Origin of the sequence: Bacillus sp. AFS073361 (genome assembly GCF_002567005.1) — a bacterium.
GTDB lineage: Bacteria > Bacillota > Bacilli > Bacillales > Cytobacillaceae > Neobacillus.
The window spans coordinates 273,105-288,938 of the sequence record NZ_NUZU01000037.1; the positions used below are offsets into that span (position 1 = coordinate 273,105).

Annotated in this window: 17 protein-coding genes; 11 read left to right on the forward strand and 6 right to left on the reverse strand. The window is 38.5% G+C overall.

Annotated features, from left to right (window positions below; genetic code table 11):
* Nucleotides 1–75: 75 nt before the first annotated feature.
* Both COJ96_RS18920 and COJ96_RS18925 read left to right on the forward strand, forming a co-directional pair.
* A complete protein-coding gene (locus COJ96_RS18920) occupies nucleotides 76–273 on the forward strand; it encodes a DUF3311 domain-containing protein (protein WP_098575351.1) in 198 nt (65 codons plus the stop codon).
* Nucleotides 273–1,745 (forward strand): sodium:solute symporter family protein, encoded by a 1,473-nt coding sequence (locus COJ96_RS18925; protein WP_098575352.1) that lies wholly within the window; start codon nucleotides 273–275, stop codon nucleotides 1,743–1,745. Before COJ96_RS18920 ends, COJ96_RS18925 begins: the two co-directional genes overlap by 1 nt.
* A 94-nt stretch (nucleotides 1,746–1,839) precedes the next feature.
* On the opposite strand, the gene COJ96_RS18930 is transcribed toward COJ96_RS18925, so the two are convergent.
* Together COJ96_RS18930 and COJ96_RS18935 are read right to left on the reverse strand one after the other, a co-directional pair.
* The gene (locus tag COJ96_RS18930) at nucleotides 1,840–2,430 is read right to left on the reverse strand and encodes a hypothetical protein (protein ID WP_098575353.1); all 591 of its coding nucleotides are present in this window, start codon (nucleotides 2,428–2,430) and stop codon (nucleotides 1,840–1,842) included.
* A 161-nt stretch (nucleotides 2,431–2,591) separates the two neighbouring features.
* Nucleotides 2,592–3,413: a Cof-type HAD-IIB family hydrolase gene (locus COJ96_RS18935; protein ID WP_098575354.1), complete on the reverse strand. Its 822-nt coding sequence runs from the start codon at nucleotides 3,411–3,413 to the stop codon at nucleotides 2,592–2,594.
* A gap of 270 nt (nucleotides 3,414–3,683) precedes the next feature.
* Here COJ96_RS18935 and COJ96_RS18940 point away from each other — a divergent pair, with 270 nt between their 5' ends.
* Nucleotides 3,684–4,250, forward strand: coding sequence for a DNA-3-methyladenine glycosylase I (locus COJ96_RS18940; protein ID WP_098575355.1), 567 nt, complete (start codon nucleotides 3,684–3,686; stop codon nucleotides 4,248–4,250).
* A gap of 43 nt (nucleotides 4,251–4,293) precedes the next feature.
* Here the strand turns inward: COJ96_RS18940 and COJ96_RS28785 are convergent, their stop codons facing one another.
* The gene (locus COJ96_RS28785; protein WP_180230178.1) at nucleotides 4,294–4,455 is read right to left on the reverse strand and encodes a hypothetical protein; all 162 of its coding nucleotides are present in this window, start codon (nucleotides 4,453–4,455) and stop codon (nucleotides 4,294–4,296) included.
* A 273-nt stretch (nucleotides 4,456–4,728) separates the two neighbouring features.
* On the opposite strand from COJ96_RS28785, the gene COJ96_RS18945 reads away from it, so the two are divergent.
* Nucleotides 4,729–5,376, forward strand: a complete 648-nt coding sequence (locus COJ96_RS18945; protein ID WP_098575356.1) for a TetR/AcrR family transcriptional regulator — start codon at nucleotides 4,729–4,731, stop codon at nucleotides 5,374–5,376.
* Nucleotides 5,377–5,496: 120 nt separating this feature from the next.
* Here the strand turns inward: COJ96_RS18945 and COJ96_RS28790 are convergent, their stop codons facing one another.
* Entirely contained in the window at nucleotides 5,497–5,658 is a 162-nt protein-coding gene (locus COJ96_RS28790) for a hypothetical protein (protein WP_180230179.1), read from the reverse strand.
* A gap of 190 nt (nucleotides 5,659–5,848) precedes the next feature.
* Here COJ96_RS28790 and COJ96_RS18950 point away from each other — a divergent pair, with 190 nt between their 5' ends.
* Nucleotides 5,849–6,196, forward strand: coding sequence for a metal-sensitive transcriptional regulator (locus tag COJ96_RS18950; protein ID WP_098575357.1), 348 nt, complete (start codon nucleotides 5,849–5,851; stop codon nucleotides 6,194–6,196).
* Between the two features lie 150 nt (nucleotides 6,197–6,346).
* On the opposite strand, the gene COJ96_RS18955 is transcribed toward COJ96_RS18950, so the two are convergent.
* The gene (locus COJ96_RS18955) at nucleotides 6,347–7,621 is read right to left on the reverse strand and encodes an MFS transporter (RefSeq protein ID WP_098575358.1); all 1,275 of its coding nucleotides are present in this window, start codon (nucleotides 7,619–7,621) and stop codon (nucleotides 6,347–6,349) included.
* Nucleotides 7,622–7,635: 14 nt separating this feature from the next.
* A complete protein-coding gene (locus COJ96_RS18960; RefSeq protein ID WP_098575359.1) occupies nucleotides 7,636–8,943 on the reverse strand; it encodes an alkaline phosphatase family protein in 1,308 nt (435 codons plus the stop codon).
* 184 nt (nucleotides 8,944–9,127) lie between these two features.
* Between COJ96_RS18960 and COJ96_RS18965 the strand changes: the two genes are divergently transcribed.
* The 6 genes from COJ96_RS18965 to COJ96_RS18990 all read left to right on the forward strand — a co-directional run bounded on the left by COJ96_RS18965 (nucleotide 9,128) and on the right by COJ96_RS18990 (nucleotide 15,760).
* A complete protein-coding gene (locus COJ96_RS18965) occupies nucleotides 9,128–10,045 on the forward strand; it encodes an alpha/beta hydrolase (protein ID WP_180230180.1) in 918 nt (305 codons plus the stop codon).
* Between the two features lie 181 nt (nucleotides 10,046–10,226).
* Nucleotides 10,227–11,255 carry a Bug family tripartite tricarboxylate transporter substrate binding protein gene (locus COJ96_RS18970; protein WP_098575361.1) on the forward strand — a complete coding sequence of 343 codons (1,029 nt, stop codon included), beginning with the start codon at nucleotides 10,227–10,229 and terminating at the stop codon, nucleotides 11,253–11,255.
* A gap of 69 nt (nucleotides 11,256–11,324) precedes the next feature.
* A complete protein-coding gene (locus COJ96_RS18975; RefSeq protein WP_098575362.1) occupies nucleotides 11,325–11,780 on the forward strand; it encodes a tripartite tricarboxylate transporter TctB family protein in 456 nt (151 codons plus the stop codon).
* 52 nt (nucleotides 11,781–11,832) lie between these two features.
* Nucleotides 11,833–13,359, forward strand: a complete 1,527-nt coding sequence (locus tag COJ96_RS18980; protein WP_098575363.1) for a tripartite tricarboxylate transporter permease — start codon at nucleotides 11,833–11,835, stop codon at nucleotides 13,357–13,359.
* A gap of 81 nt (nucleotides 13,360–13,440) precedes the next feature.
* A complete protein-coding gene (locus tag COJ96_RS18985; RefSeq protein WP_098575364.1) occupies nucleotides 13,441–15,066 on the forward strand; it encodes an ATP-binding protein in 1,626 nt (541 codons plus the stop codon).
* Entirely contained in the window at nucleotides 15,029–15,760 is a 732-nt protein-coding gene (locus COJ96_RS18990) for a response regulator (protein WP_098575365.1), read from the forward strand. The genes COJ96_RS18985 and COJ96_RS18990 overlap by 38 nt, the downstream gene beginning before the upstream one ends.
* Nucleotides 15,761–15,834 lie beyond the last annotated feature (74 nt).

Here is a 15,834-nt window from a genome sequence, read left to right on the forward strand (position 1 = left end):
AAAAAGGTTCCACGAAGGTCCGCCTATATAAATAGAAAGAAGGCATCAATATAAACTAATATTGGGGGTTTATCTATGAAATTACATCAACTTCTTGCAATCATACCATTTATTGGATTACTTGGCGGAGTTCCTTTCGTTAATAAGGTCACTCCCTACGTGTTCGGAATGCCTTTTGTTCTCTTTTACATTGTTCTTTGGGTAGTTATTACTTCAGGAATTATGGCGCTTGTGTTTAAAATGGACCCAGCAAATAAGGAGGAGGAGATCTAATGAATACGGCATTAATTATCATTTTCGGATTTTTAGCGTTATCCATCTTCCTCGGAGTTCAAGCTCAAAAAGGGAAGGATATGAGTCTTGAACAATGGTCTGTTGGGGGCCGCGGCTTCGGCACCATCTTTGTCTTCTTGTTAATGGCAGGGGAAATTTACACTACGTTTACTTTCTTAGGCGGAAGCGGCTGGGCTTATGGTAAAGGAGGCCCAACTTATTATATTCTAGGATACGGCTGTTTAGCTTATATTATGTCCTATTGGTTGCTTCCAGCAATTTGGAAATATGCAAAAGATAACAATTTAATGTCTCAATCTGATTTTTTTGTTAGTAAATACAAAAGCCCGTTACTTGGTGTTTTTGTCTCGCTAGTTGGCGTAGTCGCGCTTATTCCATATCTTGTCCTTCAATTAAAAGGTTTAGGGATTATCGTTGCTGAAGCTTCAGGTGGTTCGATCTCATCCACTGCAGCGATTTGGATTGGTGTTATTGCTGTAACGGTTTACGTAATGATCTCAGGAATCCATGGTTCTGCATGGACAGCCGTTATTAAGGATATCATGATTTTGGGGATTGTTTTATTCTTAGGGATTTATCTGCCAATTCATTACTATGGCGGATTCCAACCAATGTTCGAAGCAATTGAAGCTGCAAAACCAGGATTCCTTGCAATGCCTGAAACTGGTTTAAGTGTTTCCTGGTTCATATCAACTGTATTATTAACGGCACTTGGTTTCTATATGTGGCCGCACACTTTCGGTTCCATTTATTCTGCACAAAGTTCAAAGGTTTTCCGTAAGAATGCGATTATCATGCCGTTATATCAGTTAGTGTTATTATTTGTATTCTTCGTTGGTTTTGCTGCCATCCTACAGGTGAAAGGGTTAGAAGGGGCAGACGGTGACCTTGCCTTATTAAAACTTTCAATGCAGACGTTTGATCCTTGGGTAGTTGGGTTAATCGGTGCAGCTGGTCTATTAACAGCAATTGTTCCAGGTTCGATGATTATGATGTCCGCATCTACTCTATTAGCGAAAAACGTCTATAAGGTCTTTGTACCAAAAGCGACAGACCTTCAAGTTTCTAAATTAGCTAAGAACTTAGTACCAGTTGTTGCAATTATCGCTTTATACTTTACATTTAAGGGCGGGGACACTTTAGTAACCTTGTTATTAATGGGTTACAGTCTTGTTACACAATTGTTCCCAGCATTGGTTTTCAGCTTAGCGAAAAACAACGTAGTTACAAAAGCAGGTGCTTTCGCAGGTATCGCAGTAGGGGTCTTTACGGTTGCCTACATTACAATTAGTGCTTCAACTGTTGGGACTCTTTTCCCTGCACTACCGCAATTTGTTAAGGATCTAAATGTGGGTGTTATCGCATTAATTATCAATTTAGTAGTTACATTTGCTGTTAGTTTCGTAACAAAATCTGCAACCTCTAATAACACGAATGAGCGTGTGGCTTAATTAAAAATCAATATAAACACCTCCAATGTCGATGTGATTTGACTACTGGAGGTGTTTTATTTTGGAACATGGTTAATTGTAAAGTTAAGTGGATTCAGTCTGTTTGTGTGTGATTTTCTTCTTTCTTTTGATTCATCAACAAAAATGTTAATGGCTGCTCTGTTCCTGTCATTAATTTGTACACATAGGAAGAGGTAATTTTATAGCCATCGTCTATTTTCGCGGCTAAATAATTCGTTCGTTCAAACAAAATCGAACGAATATGATTGATTTGCCGGGAGATTTTGTCCATAAGTGCTTCTTGGTTGTCCAGGCGCAGTAAAACTCCCCCTTGAAACTCCTCTTGTTTCGTCATTTTTTCTGAAACCTCTTTTTGTATTTCCAATTGTTCATTCATTTGTTTGACAAGTTGATGATTCATAGCCTCGCTTCGTTCCAAACGATTACGTAAATCATTCAGCTGTGATTCAATATGGTTCCATTGAGTGAATTGTGTTTCTTCTTGTAACTGTGTTTGTAAGCCAATTTCAGATAACGCTTTTTTAAGTGCTGTATTCGCTTTTTGCTGTTCCTGTACGAGTTCTGACAGAAAATCCTGTCTTGAAATCATCTGATTTTTTGTTTGCAGTTGTCCTTTATTTTTGTAGACCTCCGGATGATGATTTTTGTTGATGAATAATCCCATACCTCTCTCCGCCTTTTATGTTTTTGAATGTGATATTTTATGCTTAATATTCATAAGAGGGGACATGATTGGGCTAGGTCAGAGGCAATTGGTGTATTGTTTACAAAAAAACGCATGTGGTTTTGTTATAAACCTCATGCGTTTGATGTATGAATATTGATTTACACTAGCTGTACTGATTTCAACACAAACTTTTCAACGACCTTTGCCACACCATCGTTCATATTGGTGTCGGTCACATAATTAGCTTTTTCCTTAATATCGGCTGGTGCATTGCCCATGGCTACACCTAGTCCTGCAAACTCTATCATTGCTAAATCATTGTAGCTGTCTCCTATAGCAATAACTTCTTCGCGTTTAATTCCAAGTTGTCCAATCAAGTGGTTGAGACTCGTACCTTTTGTTACACCTGCTTCGGTGAATTCCAAAAAGAAAGGTTTTGAACGCATTACACTTAGTTGACCAGCTAATTCCTGTTGAAGTTTTTTCTCCACTTTGGCAAGCTCCATTTCATCTTCAAGCATTAACACCTTAACAACAGGTTCTTTCACAGAATCTACTAAGCTGTCAACCTCAAAGATTTCTAAACCAGTAATTTCACTCTCAATATCGGTATATTGATTCCCAGCTTCGGTTACAATGGTGTCGCCGACATAGGTATGCATCCAAACATTCTCACGACGACTTAATTCGTAGAGATGATGTACTGTTTCTGGGGACAATGTGCTGCTAAAAAGCTCTTCACCGGTTAGACAGTTTGTTATTTTTGCCCCATTAAAAGAAAGAATAAAACTTCCGTACTTCTTTAAATTCAATTCTTCAGCAATACCATACATGGCATAGGTTGGTCGCCCTGATGCTAATACGACCTTAACTCCCACTTCCTGGGCATCCATTAACGCCTTCTTTGTCCGTGGGGAAATTGTATGGTCGTCCTGTAGTAACGTATCATCGAGATCTAAAACAATCATTTTATAATTCATTCTTAGCTGAGTCCTTTCTTTACTATATATACTCTTATCTTACTATAAAAATAGGATAAAAACTTTTAATAATTGAATCTAATTATGAGATTGGTAAATAAAATAGAGAAAAACCAACATGCTAAAGGTGAATATTTATGTCCATTTTTGATATTTTTAGAAGTAAATTTCATATGTTTTAGCCTCCTTTTTGCTGAGGGAGGTTTTTCTATTTGAAAAAATATGTAATACTAAAGAAACAATCAAGGGAGTATGGGAGGAATCTTGATAATGAATCGCTGTGGTTGGGTAAATCAGGATCCATTATATATTGACTATCATGATCATGAATGGGGAGTTCCGGTCTATGATGACCGGCTGTTATTTGAATACTTAAATCTTGAAGGGGCACAGGCAGGTCTTAGCTGGTATACGATCTTAAAGAAGCGAGAGAACTATCGACAGTCCTTTGATAACTTTGAAGCTGAAAAAATTATTCAGTTTGATGAAAAGAAAATCGAAGAGTTGATTCAAAATGAAGGGATTGTCAGAAATAAACTCAAAATCAATGCTGTTATTACCAATGCACATGCGTTTTTGAAGGTCGTCGACGAATTTGGCTCATTTAGTAAGTACATATGGTCCTTTGTTGGTGGTAAAACAATTCAAAATCACTTTAAAGAAATGAAAGATGTTCCTGCAGTCACGGAAATAAGTGATAAATTAAGTAAGGATTTAAAGAAGCGCGGGTTTAAGTTTGTTGGCTCGACTATCTGTTATGCATTTATGCAAGCGACTGGAATGGTGAATGACCATATCGAGTCCTGTGTTTGTTACCAGAAATTAAGTACTCCATGAGAAAAGCCCATCACAACCGTGGTGGGCTTCCTTACTGTACAAATTACTTTATAGTTTTATCGATTGCGAATTCAGAGGCAGGCAATGTAATAACCTTACCACCAATTTGAACATGAATCGTATCGTTGAAAATGGCTTTTACAATTCCTTTTAAGGAGATGGTTGAATTAACAGAGATTTTTTTGGATTCAGATTGGTTTGCCACAATATCAACGCCTTTCGAAAAGTTAGAAGCACAATTAATATTACATTAAATTATTCGGAAAAATATAATAAATTCCTGCATAGATAAGGGATTATTTTATAAAAAATCGGTCATGTTACGATCCAACTATTTTGTAAAGGGGTGTTTATACATTAATAGCAGTTTAACATGAACCGTAGTTCAAGTATCGCATGGAGAGAAGGGTATGTCAACGAAAACATGAACTGTGGTTCAAATTTTAAAAAAGTGGTATGATATAAATGAGGTGATAAAATGCCGGACAATGATGACCTATTAATTGGTGAATTCCCTTTTCTCCCAAAGCAGGAGCGGGCGCAGCAAAAAAGGAATGCATTGCTCGAAAGTGGTTTGCATCTATTTATTTCTTGTGGGTACGAGCAAACGACGGCTAAGGAAATTGCAGCCCATGCCGGGGTGGCGACCGGAACCTTTTATCGGTATTTCTCTGATAAACGCCAGCTATTAATGTCGTTATTAGAAGATAAAATTGACAAACTTCTCCCACCTGAACCGAGCTGGGTTTCAAGGGATCCGCAATCATTGTTAGCATCAGTATTAGAAGCTCATAACAAACGACTTAGTGAGTTAGGTCTGCAGCGTGTACTGCCTGAATTGGTGTTGAAAGACCCAGGACTGGCTGAATTTTTAGGTGAAGCACGAAAGAAAATTTATTCAAAAATTCTGTTCGGTTTAAAGCAAGCCGATGAAAATGGATTAACGTGGAAGGATTTGGATTTAGAAGCTGTCGCTTGGGCAATATTAGTTTTAGTGGAGAATAGTCACGGAACCGAAATCCTTGGTGGGAAAAGTACAGATTTTCAAGAGATTTCAAAAGTTATTTGCCGGATGGTATTTCCACCAGATGTATTAGAGCAATTGCGTGTTTCCAATGAGGAATAGATCATAAATGATTGGAAATATTTTTTGCTTATTTAACAGCCCTTCACAAAAGATGTGAAGGGCTTTTCTTTAGTAAAATACTAATTTACTGCTATTGCTTGGATTTACAAGATAAATGAACTATTGGACTGGCTTTTCAATCAGCAATTCAGATGCTGGAAGTGTGATAATTTTACCGCCAATCTGCACATGAACGGTATCGTTGAAAATGGCTTTGACAATTCCTTTTAATGAAATTGTTGAGTTAACAGAGATTTTTTTTACATCAGCTTTGTTTGCCAAATTAACCAACACCCTTCAAAATAGTTATGAAAATATTATATATGAAGATAAGGAAATAAAGCTAGAATAAATAATCAGAAAAGTTAAAAAATATTTCTGTGGATTGCAACACATTTTTTTATATATCATTCATATGTGAAATTAAAATAAATGGTGTATGATATAATCATCCCAAAAAGGAGGCGGAGCAATGTCAAATGAAGTCGGAAAGATAAATGAGCTTATTGATGATCCATGCTGCTCACTTGATGAAAGTGATCGTAAAAGTCATCATTCCGATAAAGTGAAAAATAATCTTGTCACAAGATTAAACCGTATTGAAGGTCAAATTCGCGGCATTAAAGGCTTAATTGAAAAAGATACATATTGTGATGATGTCATTAACCAGATATCGGCCACTCAGTCCGCCTTAAATAGTGTTGCCAAAATCCTGCTTGAAGGACATCTAAAGAGCTGTGTTGTTGAAAGAATACAGGAAGGTGATTTGGAAGTCTTGGATGAGGTTTTAATTACTATTCAAAAATTAATGAAAAAATAATTTTTTCGACGAAGAATGTGCCTTTGGTATGTTCTTTTTTTATTCCCAGCAATTATCGGGTTCAATTGGCGAATTTTTGAGTTTAATCAGCGAATCGCAGAAATCAACTTTTAAAAAAAATAGACCTCAAAATTGAGGTCTTAGTCATTTTTATTGAGAAAGTGAATTCGATTTTGTGATGGTTGTTGATTCCGGCACGCGCAGTAGAATGGTGCCTCCGATAATGAAGAGAAGAATTAAGCTAAACACACCGCTGTTTGTATTTCCAGTAATCTGAGCCGTGAATCCAACCAGGAATGGCCCTAATATCGCTGCAAATTTATAAAAAATACTATAAAAACCAAAGAACTCATTGGCATTTTCCTTTGGAACGAGTTTGGCAAAATAGGAACGGCTTAGGGCCTGGATCCCCCCTTGTGAAGATGCCACGAGCATCGCTAAGATCCAAAAATCTAATGTGGTCTTTAAGAAATAGGCATACGTACATATGACAATATAAACAAAGATTCCCACGAGCAGCATTGTTTTGCCTTTGAATTTATCGGCAAGTTTTCCATATAAAATGGCAAATGGTGCAGCCACTACTTGTGTCGCAAATAATATTATTAAGAGGTTAGTAGATGTAATGCCTAGGTCAGAACCATAGGCTGTCGACATGGTAATAATTGTATTTACACCATCAATATAAAAGAAATAAGCTACTAAGAACAGAAACAATGGTCTGTACAATTTGATTTTTTTGAAGGTGTCAAACAATTGTTTAAAGCCATTGGAAATCGGGTTTGGCACTGGTTCTTTATAATAAACCTGCTGAACATTTTTAAGCATTGGTATCGTGAACAATCCCCACCATAAGGCAGTAATCGCAAAGGCCGCTTGACTTGCGACAGTCACAGATAGGGGGATGAAACTTTGCTGGGATAATATAATAAGTGCAATACTAATGATAAAAGGGATGGTGCTGCCGATATAACCCATCGCATAGCCTCGTGAGGATACTTGATTCATCCGATCCTCAGTCGTTACATCGACTAGAAAGGCATCATAGAATATATTTGTCCCCCCAAACCCAATAACGGTTACCATATAGCAAATTAATAAAAAAAGCCATTGATTACTTGGGACCACTGCGAGCAGCAGGGTAAAAACAATTCCTAATGTAAAGAAAAAGGTAAACAGGCGTTTTTTTAATCCTTTGAAATCGGCTATACTTCCCAATATTGGGGCACAAAGCGAAATAAGGAGGGTAGCAAATGAATTAGCATAGCCCCAATAAGCTGTGGAAGTCGAAGCTGCAAGTCCTGCCTCTTTCGCCGCTGCTTTAAAATACAATGGAAATATGGCTGTGGTTATGAGGATGGAATAAGCAGAGTTTGCCCAATCATATAAAACCCAGCTCTTTTCTTGCTTTGACATCCGGCTCATAGATTTTCCCCCTTTTAAAATTTCAAAAGCTCTTCGATAACCCTTCCATCTGTCTGGCCTAAATCTAATCCAAGAAGACGGGCAAATGTGGGGCCTTCATCAATGAGACGGATTGAAGGCAGGGTGCCTGCTTGAATTCCTTTTCCAGCTGCCATAAAAATAGTTCCATATTCTTCTTTTTCTGGTGAATAGCCGTGACATGCTAATGTGTACTTATGATCCTTGCTGACATCCTCCTTCGTAATGGTTTTGATAAATTCCCCCTCGTAGTCTTCTAAAAAGAAATATCCTCTTTGTGCTTCAAGCATAAACGCACAAGCTCCATCTGCTCCTTTTTCTGAAGCTTGTGCACCGGTTAAAGCGGATTCAATACCGTTTTCTGGATTCTGAACCAAGGAATCTACTAATCGTTTTACTTCACTTAATGTTGCAGTATCGTGAATGTCTTTAATGTAAATATATGCAGAGCCATCACAACTTTTACAATACGCCTTCCAATTAATTATTTTCCCTTTTCCGTTCGAGGTGATCAAACCTTGCTCATGGAATAAAACATTGAGGTTTATCGCTTTATTTTCATCTAAGGCACTATGGTCACCTAATGCCACCACCGTAGAATTCTCATAAATGCTACTTTCTTTTAAGGCACTGATAATCCTGCCAAGCCTGGAATTATGACGTTCGATTGCCGCCAGAGCTTCCTTGGATGAGAACCCATGATAATGACGCTGTGTATCTAAATCGGTAAAGTGAACCATTAATAGATTTGGTTTCTTAGTTTTAATCGTATCGACAGTTGACTCTAGGACAAAGTCATCCAATTCCGGTTGATTTAGCCCTTTACGGATATGTCCGTATTTTCGATTAAGGTCCCATTGAAAACGGGGACTGCCGCTCATCAGCGAAACAAGAATTTGGTTATGCCAAGGGCGGTTCGCAAAAATTTCTGGCATATTGTAGTCAATATTTGCTTTCGCCGTAACGGGCCACAATAGGGCAGCCGTCTTCAGATTGGCTTTCTTCGCCTCATCATACAACGTGGTCCCTTGTATACAATCCCTGTACCAATTCCAATCGGGAGAAAGTCTTCCAGGCTGTAAAAGGGTATTACTAATGACCCCATGCCGATTTGGATAATTACCCGTCACAATTGTTGAGTGACAAGGATAGGTGACCGATGGGTAAATTGATTTGACATTTTTGACCAAGGCACCATTTTTTAAAATGGAATGAAAGTGTGGGAGTTCGGTTAATAGTGGAAAATCTAAAGCTGAAAGGCAATCAAATGAAATGATAATTAAATGGTCGGTCAATCGATTCATAAAATGAAAAACCTCCGAAAAAGTCTAACAGATACTTCCATTGTACTACAGGCAGGAGGAAATGGAAGAATTCGTACGAATTTTTACAAAATTTTCGAAAAACAATAAAATCCTTACTATTTTATTGGAAGGTTTTTCTAGTATAATGATATTAGCAAAATTTGGGTTTAAAGGAGGTTGGGAGATGGCAAGTTTTCGAAGTTTTTTGATTGAGAAAGGAATTAAACTTTCGGTCGAACGAGCGTTAAGGAAGGGTATTTCAGAAAGGGGAATGCAGGAAAAAAGGCAAATGCTGGACACGGTTGCTAGAAAGCTAGCTAAACTGCCGAAAGACTGTAAGGTTCAGAAATTGGAAATTGAAGGATTGTACGCTGAATGGATTTCCTCCGAAAACAGTTCGGAAGAAAAAGTAATCCTTTATTTACATGGCGGAGGATATGCATTTTGCTCAGCTAATACCCATCGACCACTTGCAGCTAGTATCGGGAAGGCAGCTGGTATGAAGGTTCTTTTTCCAGAATATCGTCTCGCACCGGAACATCCTTTTCCTGCTGCCATTGAAGATGCCGTCATTGTGTACCGCTGGCTCTTGCGTCAAGGGTATGATCCAGCCAATATTATTTTTGCAGGTGATTCAGCAGGCGGGGGCTTAAGTGTAGCAGCCACCTTAGTCTTAAGAGATCAGAATGAGCCGCTGCCACGGGCAATAGTTTGTTTATCACCATGGGTCGACTTAACCAGCAGCGGGGAAAGTTATCGGAAAAATAAAGTGGTGGATCCTTATCTAACGATTCAAGGTGTTAAAGATGCCGCGCTAATGTATTCAGGGCATAAGACTCCCCTCGATCATCCGCTTATTTCACCTGTCTTTGCAGACCTTACTGGTTTCCCGCCCTTATTTATCCAAGCAGGGAATCATGAAATTTTGCAAAGTGACGCGGAGCTGCTGGCAAAAAAAGCACGGCAGACAGGCGTAAAGGTCACCTTTAAAATATGGGACAAAATGTGGCATGTTTGGCAGATTAGTGGTGATCGATTACCAGAGGCGAAGAAGGCTTTAGGTGAAATAGGAGACTTTATAAAAAAAGTATTCTATTCATAAAAAAACAGTACTCCTGCACCGTAATTGCAGGAGTTTTTCACGTGTTGATCATTCAATATTTACACCATGAACTTTATGAACAAAATGGTAATTAAGTTTTTAATGCCGTTTAAATGAATAATCTATGAAATCTTAAAAATTTTTGTAAAATTAAGAAAACGTTTACAAAGGGGGAAATGAAATGTTTTCGATGAAAAGAATTTCAGCAGTTATGTGTGCAGGAGCTTTGGCACTAAGTTTGGGGGCTTGCAGCAGTAAAGAAACTGCGAGCTCAGGGAAAAAAGAGGCAGGAACTGGTTATCCAACTAAAGCGATTAGTGTTGTCGCACCTTCTGGAGCAGGTGGAGGCTGGGATTTAACCGCTCGATCGTTCACAAAAGTGCTAAGCGAAACAAAGCTAGTAAAACAACCATTAACTGTTGAGAACAAGCCTGGCGGTGGTGGAGCCGTATTTATGGCAGAATATGCCACCCAGCAGGCAGAAAATAACGATATGTTGTTTGTCAATTCACCGCCAATTATTATCAACAATTTAAAGAAAGAAGGAAACAGCCCGTACGGTTATATAAATACCACTCCATTAGCACAGTTAACGAAAGACTATGGCGCGATTGTTGTCAAAACTGATTCCAAATTTAAAGATCTAAAGTCAGTTTTGGAAGAGGTTAAAAAGGATCCTGCAAAGTTAACATTTGCAGGAGGTTCCGCACCGGGCTCAATGGACCATTTAGTTTCGATTCTACCAGCCTATAAATACGGGGTGGACCCAACTAAAATTAAATATGTTTCCTATGATGGCGGTGGAGAAGCCATTACAGCATTACTTGGAGGAAACGCAGATGTCATTGGAACAGATGCCTCTAGTGTGAAAGAATTCCTTAAAGCTGGTAAAGTTCGCGTGCTTGCAATTACTTCATCTGAACGTTTAGCTGGTGATTTTAAAGATGTTCCAACTGCGAAGGAACAAGGTGTTGATGCAGAATTTACAATTTGGCGTGGAGTTTTTGGACCTGAAAAAATGTCAGCGGAAGCAAAATCATATTGGGAAAAAACAATCGATAAATTAGTCCAATCACCTGAATGGAAGAAGGAAGTTGAGACACAAGGCTGGGAATTAGAATATAAAAACGGTGCAGATTTTAAAAAGTTCTTAGAAGACCAAGAAACACAAGTTCAACAATTATTAGAAGCATTAGGAATGCAGAAGTAATTAAAGAGGGAAGGATGGACTTTCTCCTTCCCTTTCATATTTTAATGTAAACGGATTGGAGGGATTTAAATGGACATTAAATTTGATCGTATAGCTGCTATATTGTTTCTAACTGTAGGAACCTTATTTATTATCGGAAGCAGGAATATTGCCAGCTCCTCATATGGGAGTGTAGTGGGTCCGGATATCTTTCCATTATTTCTCGGGGGAATGTTAGTGATCTTAAGTATTCGCTTATTTTATGAAACCTTTAGTGGAAAAAAGCAGGAGAAGGAAAAAGAAAAATTGCAGTACAAGCCTTTTATCATCATTTTTATTGCCACTCTCGTTTATATTTTGACGCTAGAATCCGTGGGCTACGTGATCACAACCTTCCTATTTCTTTTTGTCTGCTTTCAAACAATGGAACGAGGAAAATGGCTTACCTCACTATTCATTTCTGGAGGTTTCTCTGCCTTTGTTTATTTCATATTTGTCGAAGTCCTAAAAGGAACACTTCCAGGGTGGCCAATTTGGTTTAATTGATTAGATAATGGTGTCAGGCACCATATTATTTAGGATGAAAGGAGGAGATAGAATGAATACTCTGGATTATTTGTTGCACGGATTTGGTTCTGCACTTATTTGGTATAATTTGATTTTTGCTTTTGTTGGGGTATTAATTGGGACAGCTGTCGGGGTGTTACCGGGGATTGGCCCAATGAGCGGTGTTGCCTTACTTATTCCTGTTACTGCTTCCATTACAGGAGGTCTTCCTCCTGAGCAAGCGGCTACGAGCGCTATTATTCTCCTTGCTGGTGTATACTACGGGGCTATGTATGGAGGATCGACTACTTCTATTCTATTAAATACTCCTGGAGAGTCATCGTCCGTAGTGACCACATTAGATGGTTACCAAATGGCTAAGAAAGGAAGGGCAGGGAGTGCCTTGTCAATTGCCGCGATTGGGTCGTTTGTGGCGGGAATCGTGACATTAATTGCCCTAATTGTTTTGGCGAAACCATTGTCAAATCTAGCCCTTAAATTCGGACCCGCTGAATATTTCTCGCTTATGCTATTAGGCCTTGGGGCTGTTAGTGGGTTGGCAGGTAAGTCCGTTACGAAAGCATTGATTATGACGGTAAGTGGGCTGCTGCTTGCTACAATCGGAATTGACAATGTTTCAGGGATTGGTCGGTTTACCTTTAATATCCCTTGGTTATATCAAGGCATTGAATTCTTAACGATTGCGGTAGGCTTGTTTGCCCTAGGAGAGGTATTCAAAACGATCTTAGAAAAAGAAGAAGAAGATACACAAATGGCAAAGATTAATAATTTAATCCCTTCTAAAGAAGAGTTGAAAGAATCGGCCGCACCAATCGCTAGAGGTTCCATCTTAGGTTTCTTTATCGGGATTTTACCCGGAGCGGGCGCGACTCTAGCATCTTTTTTTTCGTACATTTTAGAAAAGAAGATAGCTAAAGACCCATCTAAATTTGGAACGGGTGCCATTGCTGGTGTGGCAGCGCCGGAATCGGCAAACAATGCGGCCTCAGGCGGAGCAATGATTCCATTATTAACCTTAGGAATTCCAGGCTCGGGTACAACCGCCATCCTGATGGGGGCACTGATGATGTATAATGTTCAGCCAGGTCCGTTATTATTTGAAGATCATCCCCAAGTTGCGTGGGGGTTGATTGCTAGTATGTTTATTGGAAATATCATGTTGCTCATACTTAACCTGCCGCTCGTAAAGGTTTTTGCAAAAATTATTCAGACCCCAAAGCGGTATTTAATTCCTCTTATTATTGCAATCTCTATTTTCGGCGTTTATGCAGTACAAGTCTCAGTTTATGACCTGTTACTATTATTAGGCTGCGGTGTCATTGGCTATTTCTTAAATAAACATGATTACCCGATTGCCCCATTAGTGTTAGGACTTGTTTTAGGGCCAATGGTTGAGAATAATCTGCGTCGGGCTTTAACGATTTTCAATGGAGATTTTGGACCATTTTTCACTCGTCCGATTTCATTAGGATTCTTAATTATGACGCTTCTTTGGTTGGTGATTCCGGTATTAATGAAGATGAGAGGAAAAAATGTGGTCATAAATGAAGAAGGATGACATTCAAAAAGTTCTGATTATTTCAAAAAACTCCTTTTTTTAAGGAGTTTTTTTCTATATGATAGAAGTAGAGGTGCATGTATGCGATTACATACGAAATTAATGCTAGGCATTTTTATAGTAATTATCTTCATCGGCGGGATTTTCGAACTAACCTTTAAAAATATTATGGAATCCAATCTTAAGCATGAAAAAGGAACGAAGGCCTTATCTGTGGCTCAGTCCATTTCAAATATGCCTGAGATACAAAAAGCTTTTTCTAATAAAAACCCTTCTGTCATTATTCAACCAATCGCCGAAAAAATTCGCAAACAGGTTGGTGCGGAATTTATTGTTATCGGTAATCGCCAGGAAATTCGCTATTCTCATCCCGATCCTAACCGTTTAGGGAAAAAAATGGTGGGTGGAGATAATCAGCGAGTCTTTAAAGGAGAATCGGTTATCTCTGATTCAATCGGAACTCTCGGTCCTTCTCTAAGAGGGAAAGCGCCTATTTTTAGTGAGGGCAAAGTAATTGGTGTTGTTTCAGTAGGTTATCTTCAAACAGATATTGAAAAAGAAGTAGGAAAGATACGAAGGAAAATTTTTATCACCACCATGATTATTTTACTAGGAGGATTACTAGCCGCATTATTAATCTCGTTAAATATAAAAAGAGCTATTTTTGGACTTGAACCGAAAGAAATCGCCTGGATGTACCAGGAAAAACATGCCATATTAGAATCCATCCATGAGGGAATTATCGCCATCGATACGAATGGACGAATAACCGTCGTCAATGAAACTGCACATAAAATTCTCAATGTTCCATTAAACGTTCTCCTCCGTGGAAAGAAGATTGATGATATTATTGAAAATACTCATCTATATGAAGTAGTTCGGACAGGGTTGGCAGAGTATGATCGGGAATTTACGATTTGGGGTGAGATATTTTTGGTGAATCGTATCCCTATTTTTAATAAAAAAGACGAGGTAATTGGAGCTGTTGCCAGCTTCAGAAACAAGTCAGAGTTATCTAATTTGATTCAGGAATTGTCTCATGTTAGAGCATATGCCGAAGGCCTGCGGGCTCAGACACATGAGTATTCCAACCGGCTCTATACACTGCTAGGTTTGATCCAGCTTGGTTCCTATAAGGAAGCGATTGATTTCATTTCAAGAGAAGTGGATGTTGCGCAAGGATTTATTAGTTTCTTAATGAAGGAAATTCCCGATCCAATTATAGCTGGATTTATTTTAGGAAAGGTTAGTTTAGCCAGTGAATTGAAGATTCTTCTTACAATCGAACGTGACAGCAGTTTTAGAGATTTACCTGAAGAAATCAGCCGGGATACCTTGGTGACGATTATCGGTAACCTTGTTAATAATGCTTTTGATGCTGTAAGAGAAAATGGGAAGGTAGAAAAAAGAGTTTCTCTGTTTCTTACCGACTTAGGAAAAGATCTGATTATCGAAATTGAAGATAACGGGAAAGGCATAAACAACAGCATTGGTGAAAAAATTTTCCAAAATGGCTTTTCTACAAAAAATCGTCAAAGCAATTCCGGAATCGGGTTAATCCTTGTAAAAGAAGCAATTGCAGGTTTAGGGGGATATATAACCTTTTCCTCGCATGAAGGCGAAGGGACGATTTTCACAGTTGTGATTCCAAAACACAGGGGGTGTTTAAATGAATCTGAAACCCAATATAGAAGTGTTAATAGTTGAGGATGATTTACGGATTGCAGAAATTCAAAAACGGTTTATCGAACAGATTCAAGGATTCCAAACAGTAGGAATTGCGGCAAGCTATTTAGAGGCAAAGACGTATATTGATTTATTACAGCCAGACTTACTTTTGTTAGATGTCTATTTTCCGGATATGAATGGAATTGATTTGCTTAAAGAAACAAAGCAGCAAAGGAAGCAAATGGACGTGATCATGATCACTGCCACAAAAGAAATTCATAAAGTGCAAGAGGCAATTAGTATTGGTGTTTTTGATTATATTATTAAACCTGTAGTGTTTGAGAGGTTTAAACAATCGTTGCTGAGGTATCAAGAATATTCTACAAAGCTAGCAGAATTGAAGAATGAAAATCTCCATGTAACACAGCAACAGGTGGACAAGCTGCTGCGAAAAGAAATAGAGGGATCCAAAAAAGATAAACCTTATCTGCCTAAGGGAATTGATCCACTGACGCTGGAAAAGGTACTCGAGGTTCTATCTAAGGTTGCTGATGGCTTAACGGCCGAGATAGTTGCTAAAGAAATAGGTGTAAGTAGAACGACCGCTAGAAGGTATCTTGAGCATCTCATGTCAGAGGAAAAAATTGAGGCAGATTTAGCCTACGGAACGGTCGGGCGCCCAGAACGTGTTTATTTGGTTAAGGAGGCAATCAAACAGCATAGCCACATCTAAAGAAGAAGGCTCAAATGGAGTCTTCTTCTTTTTGCAGCAGAGTATTGGAAATTTTCTAGGGTAAAATCGAGAGT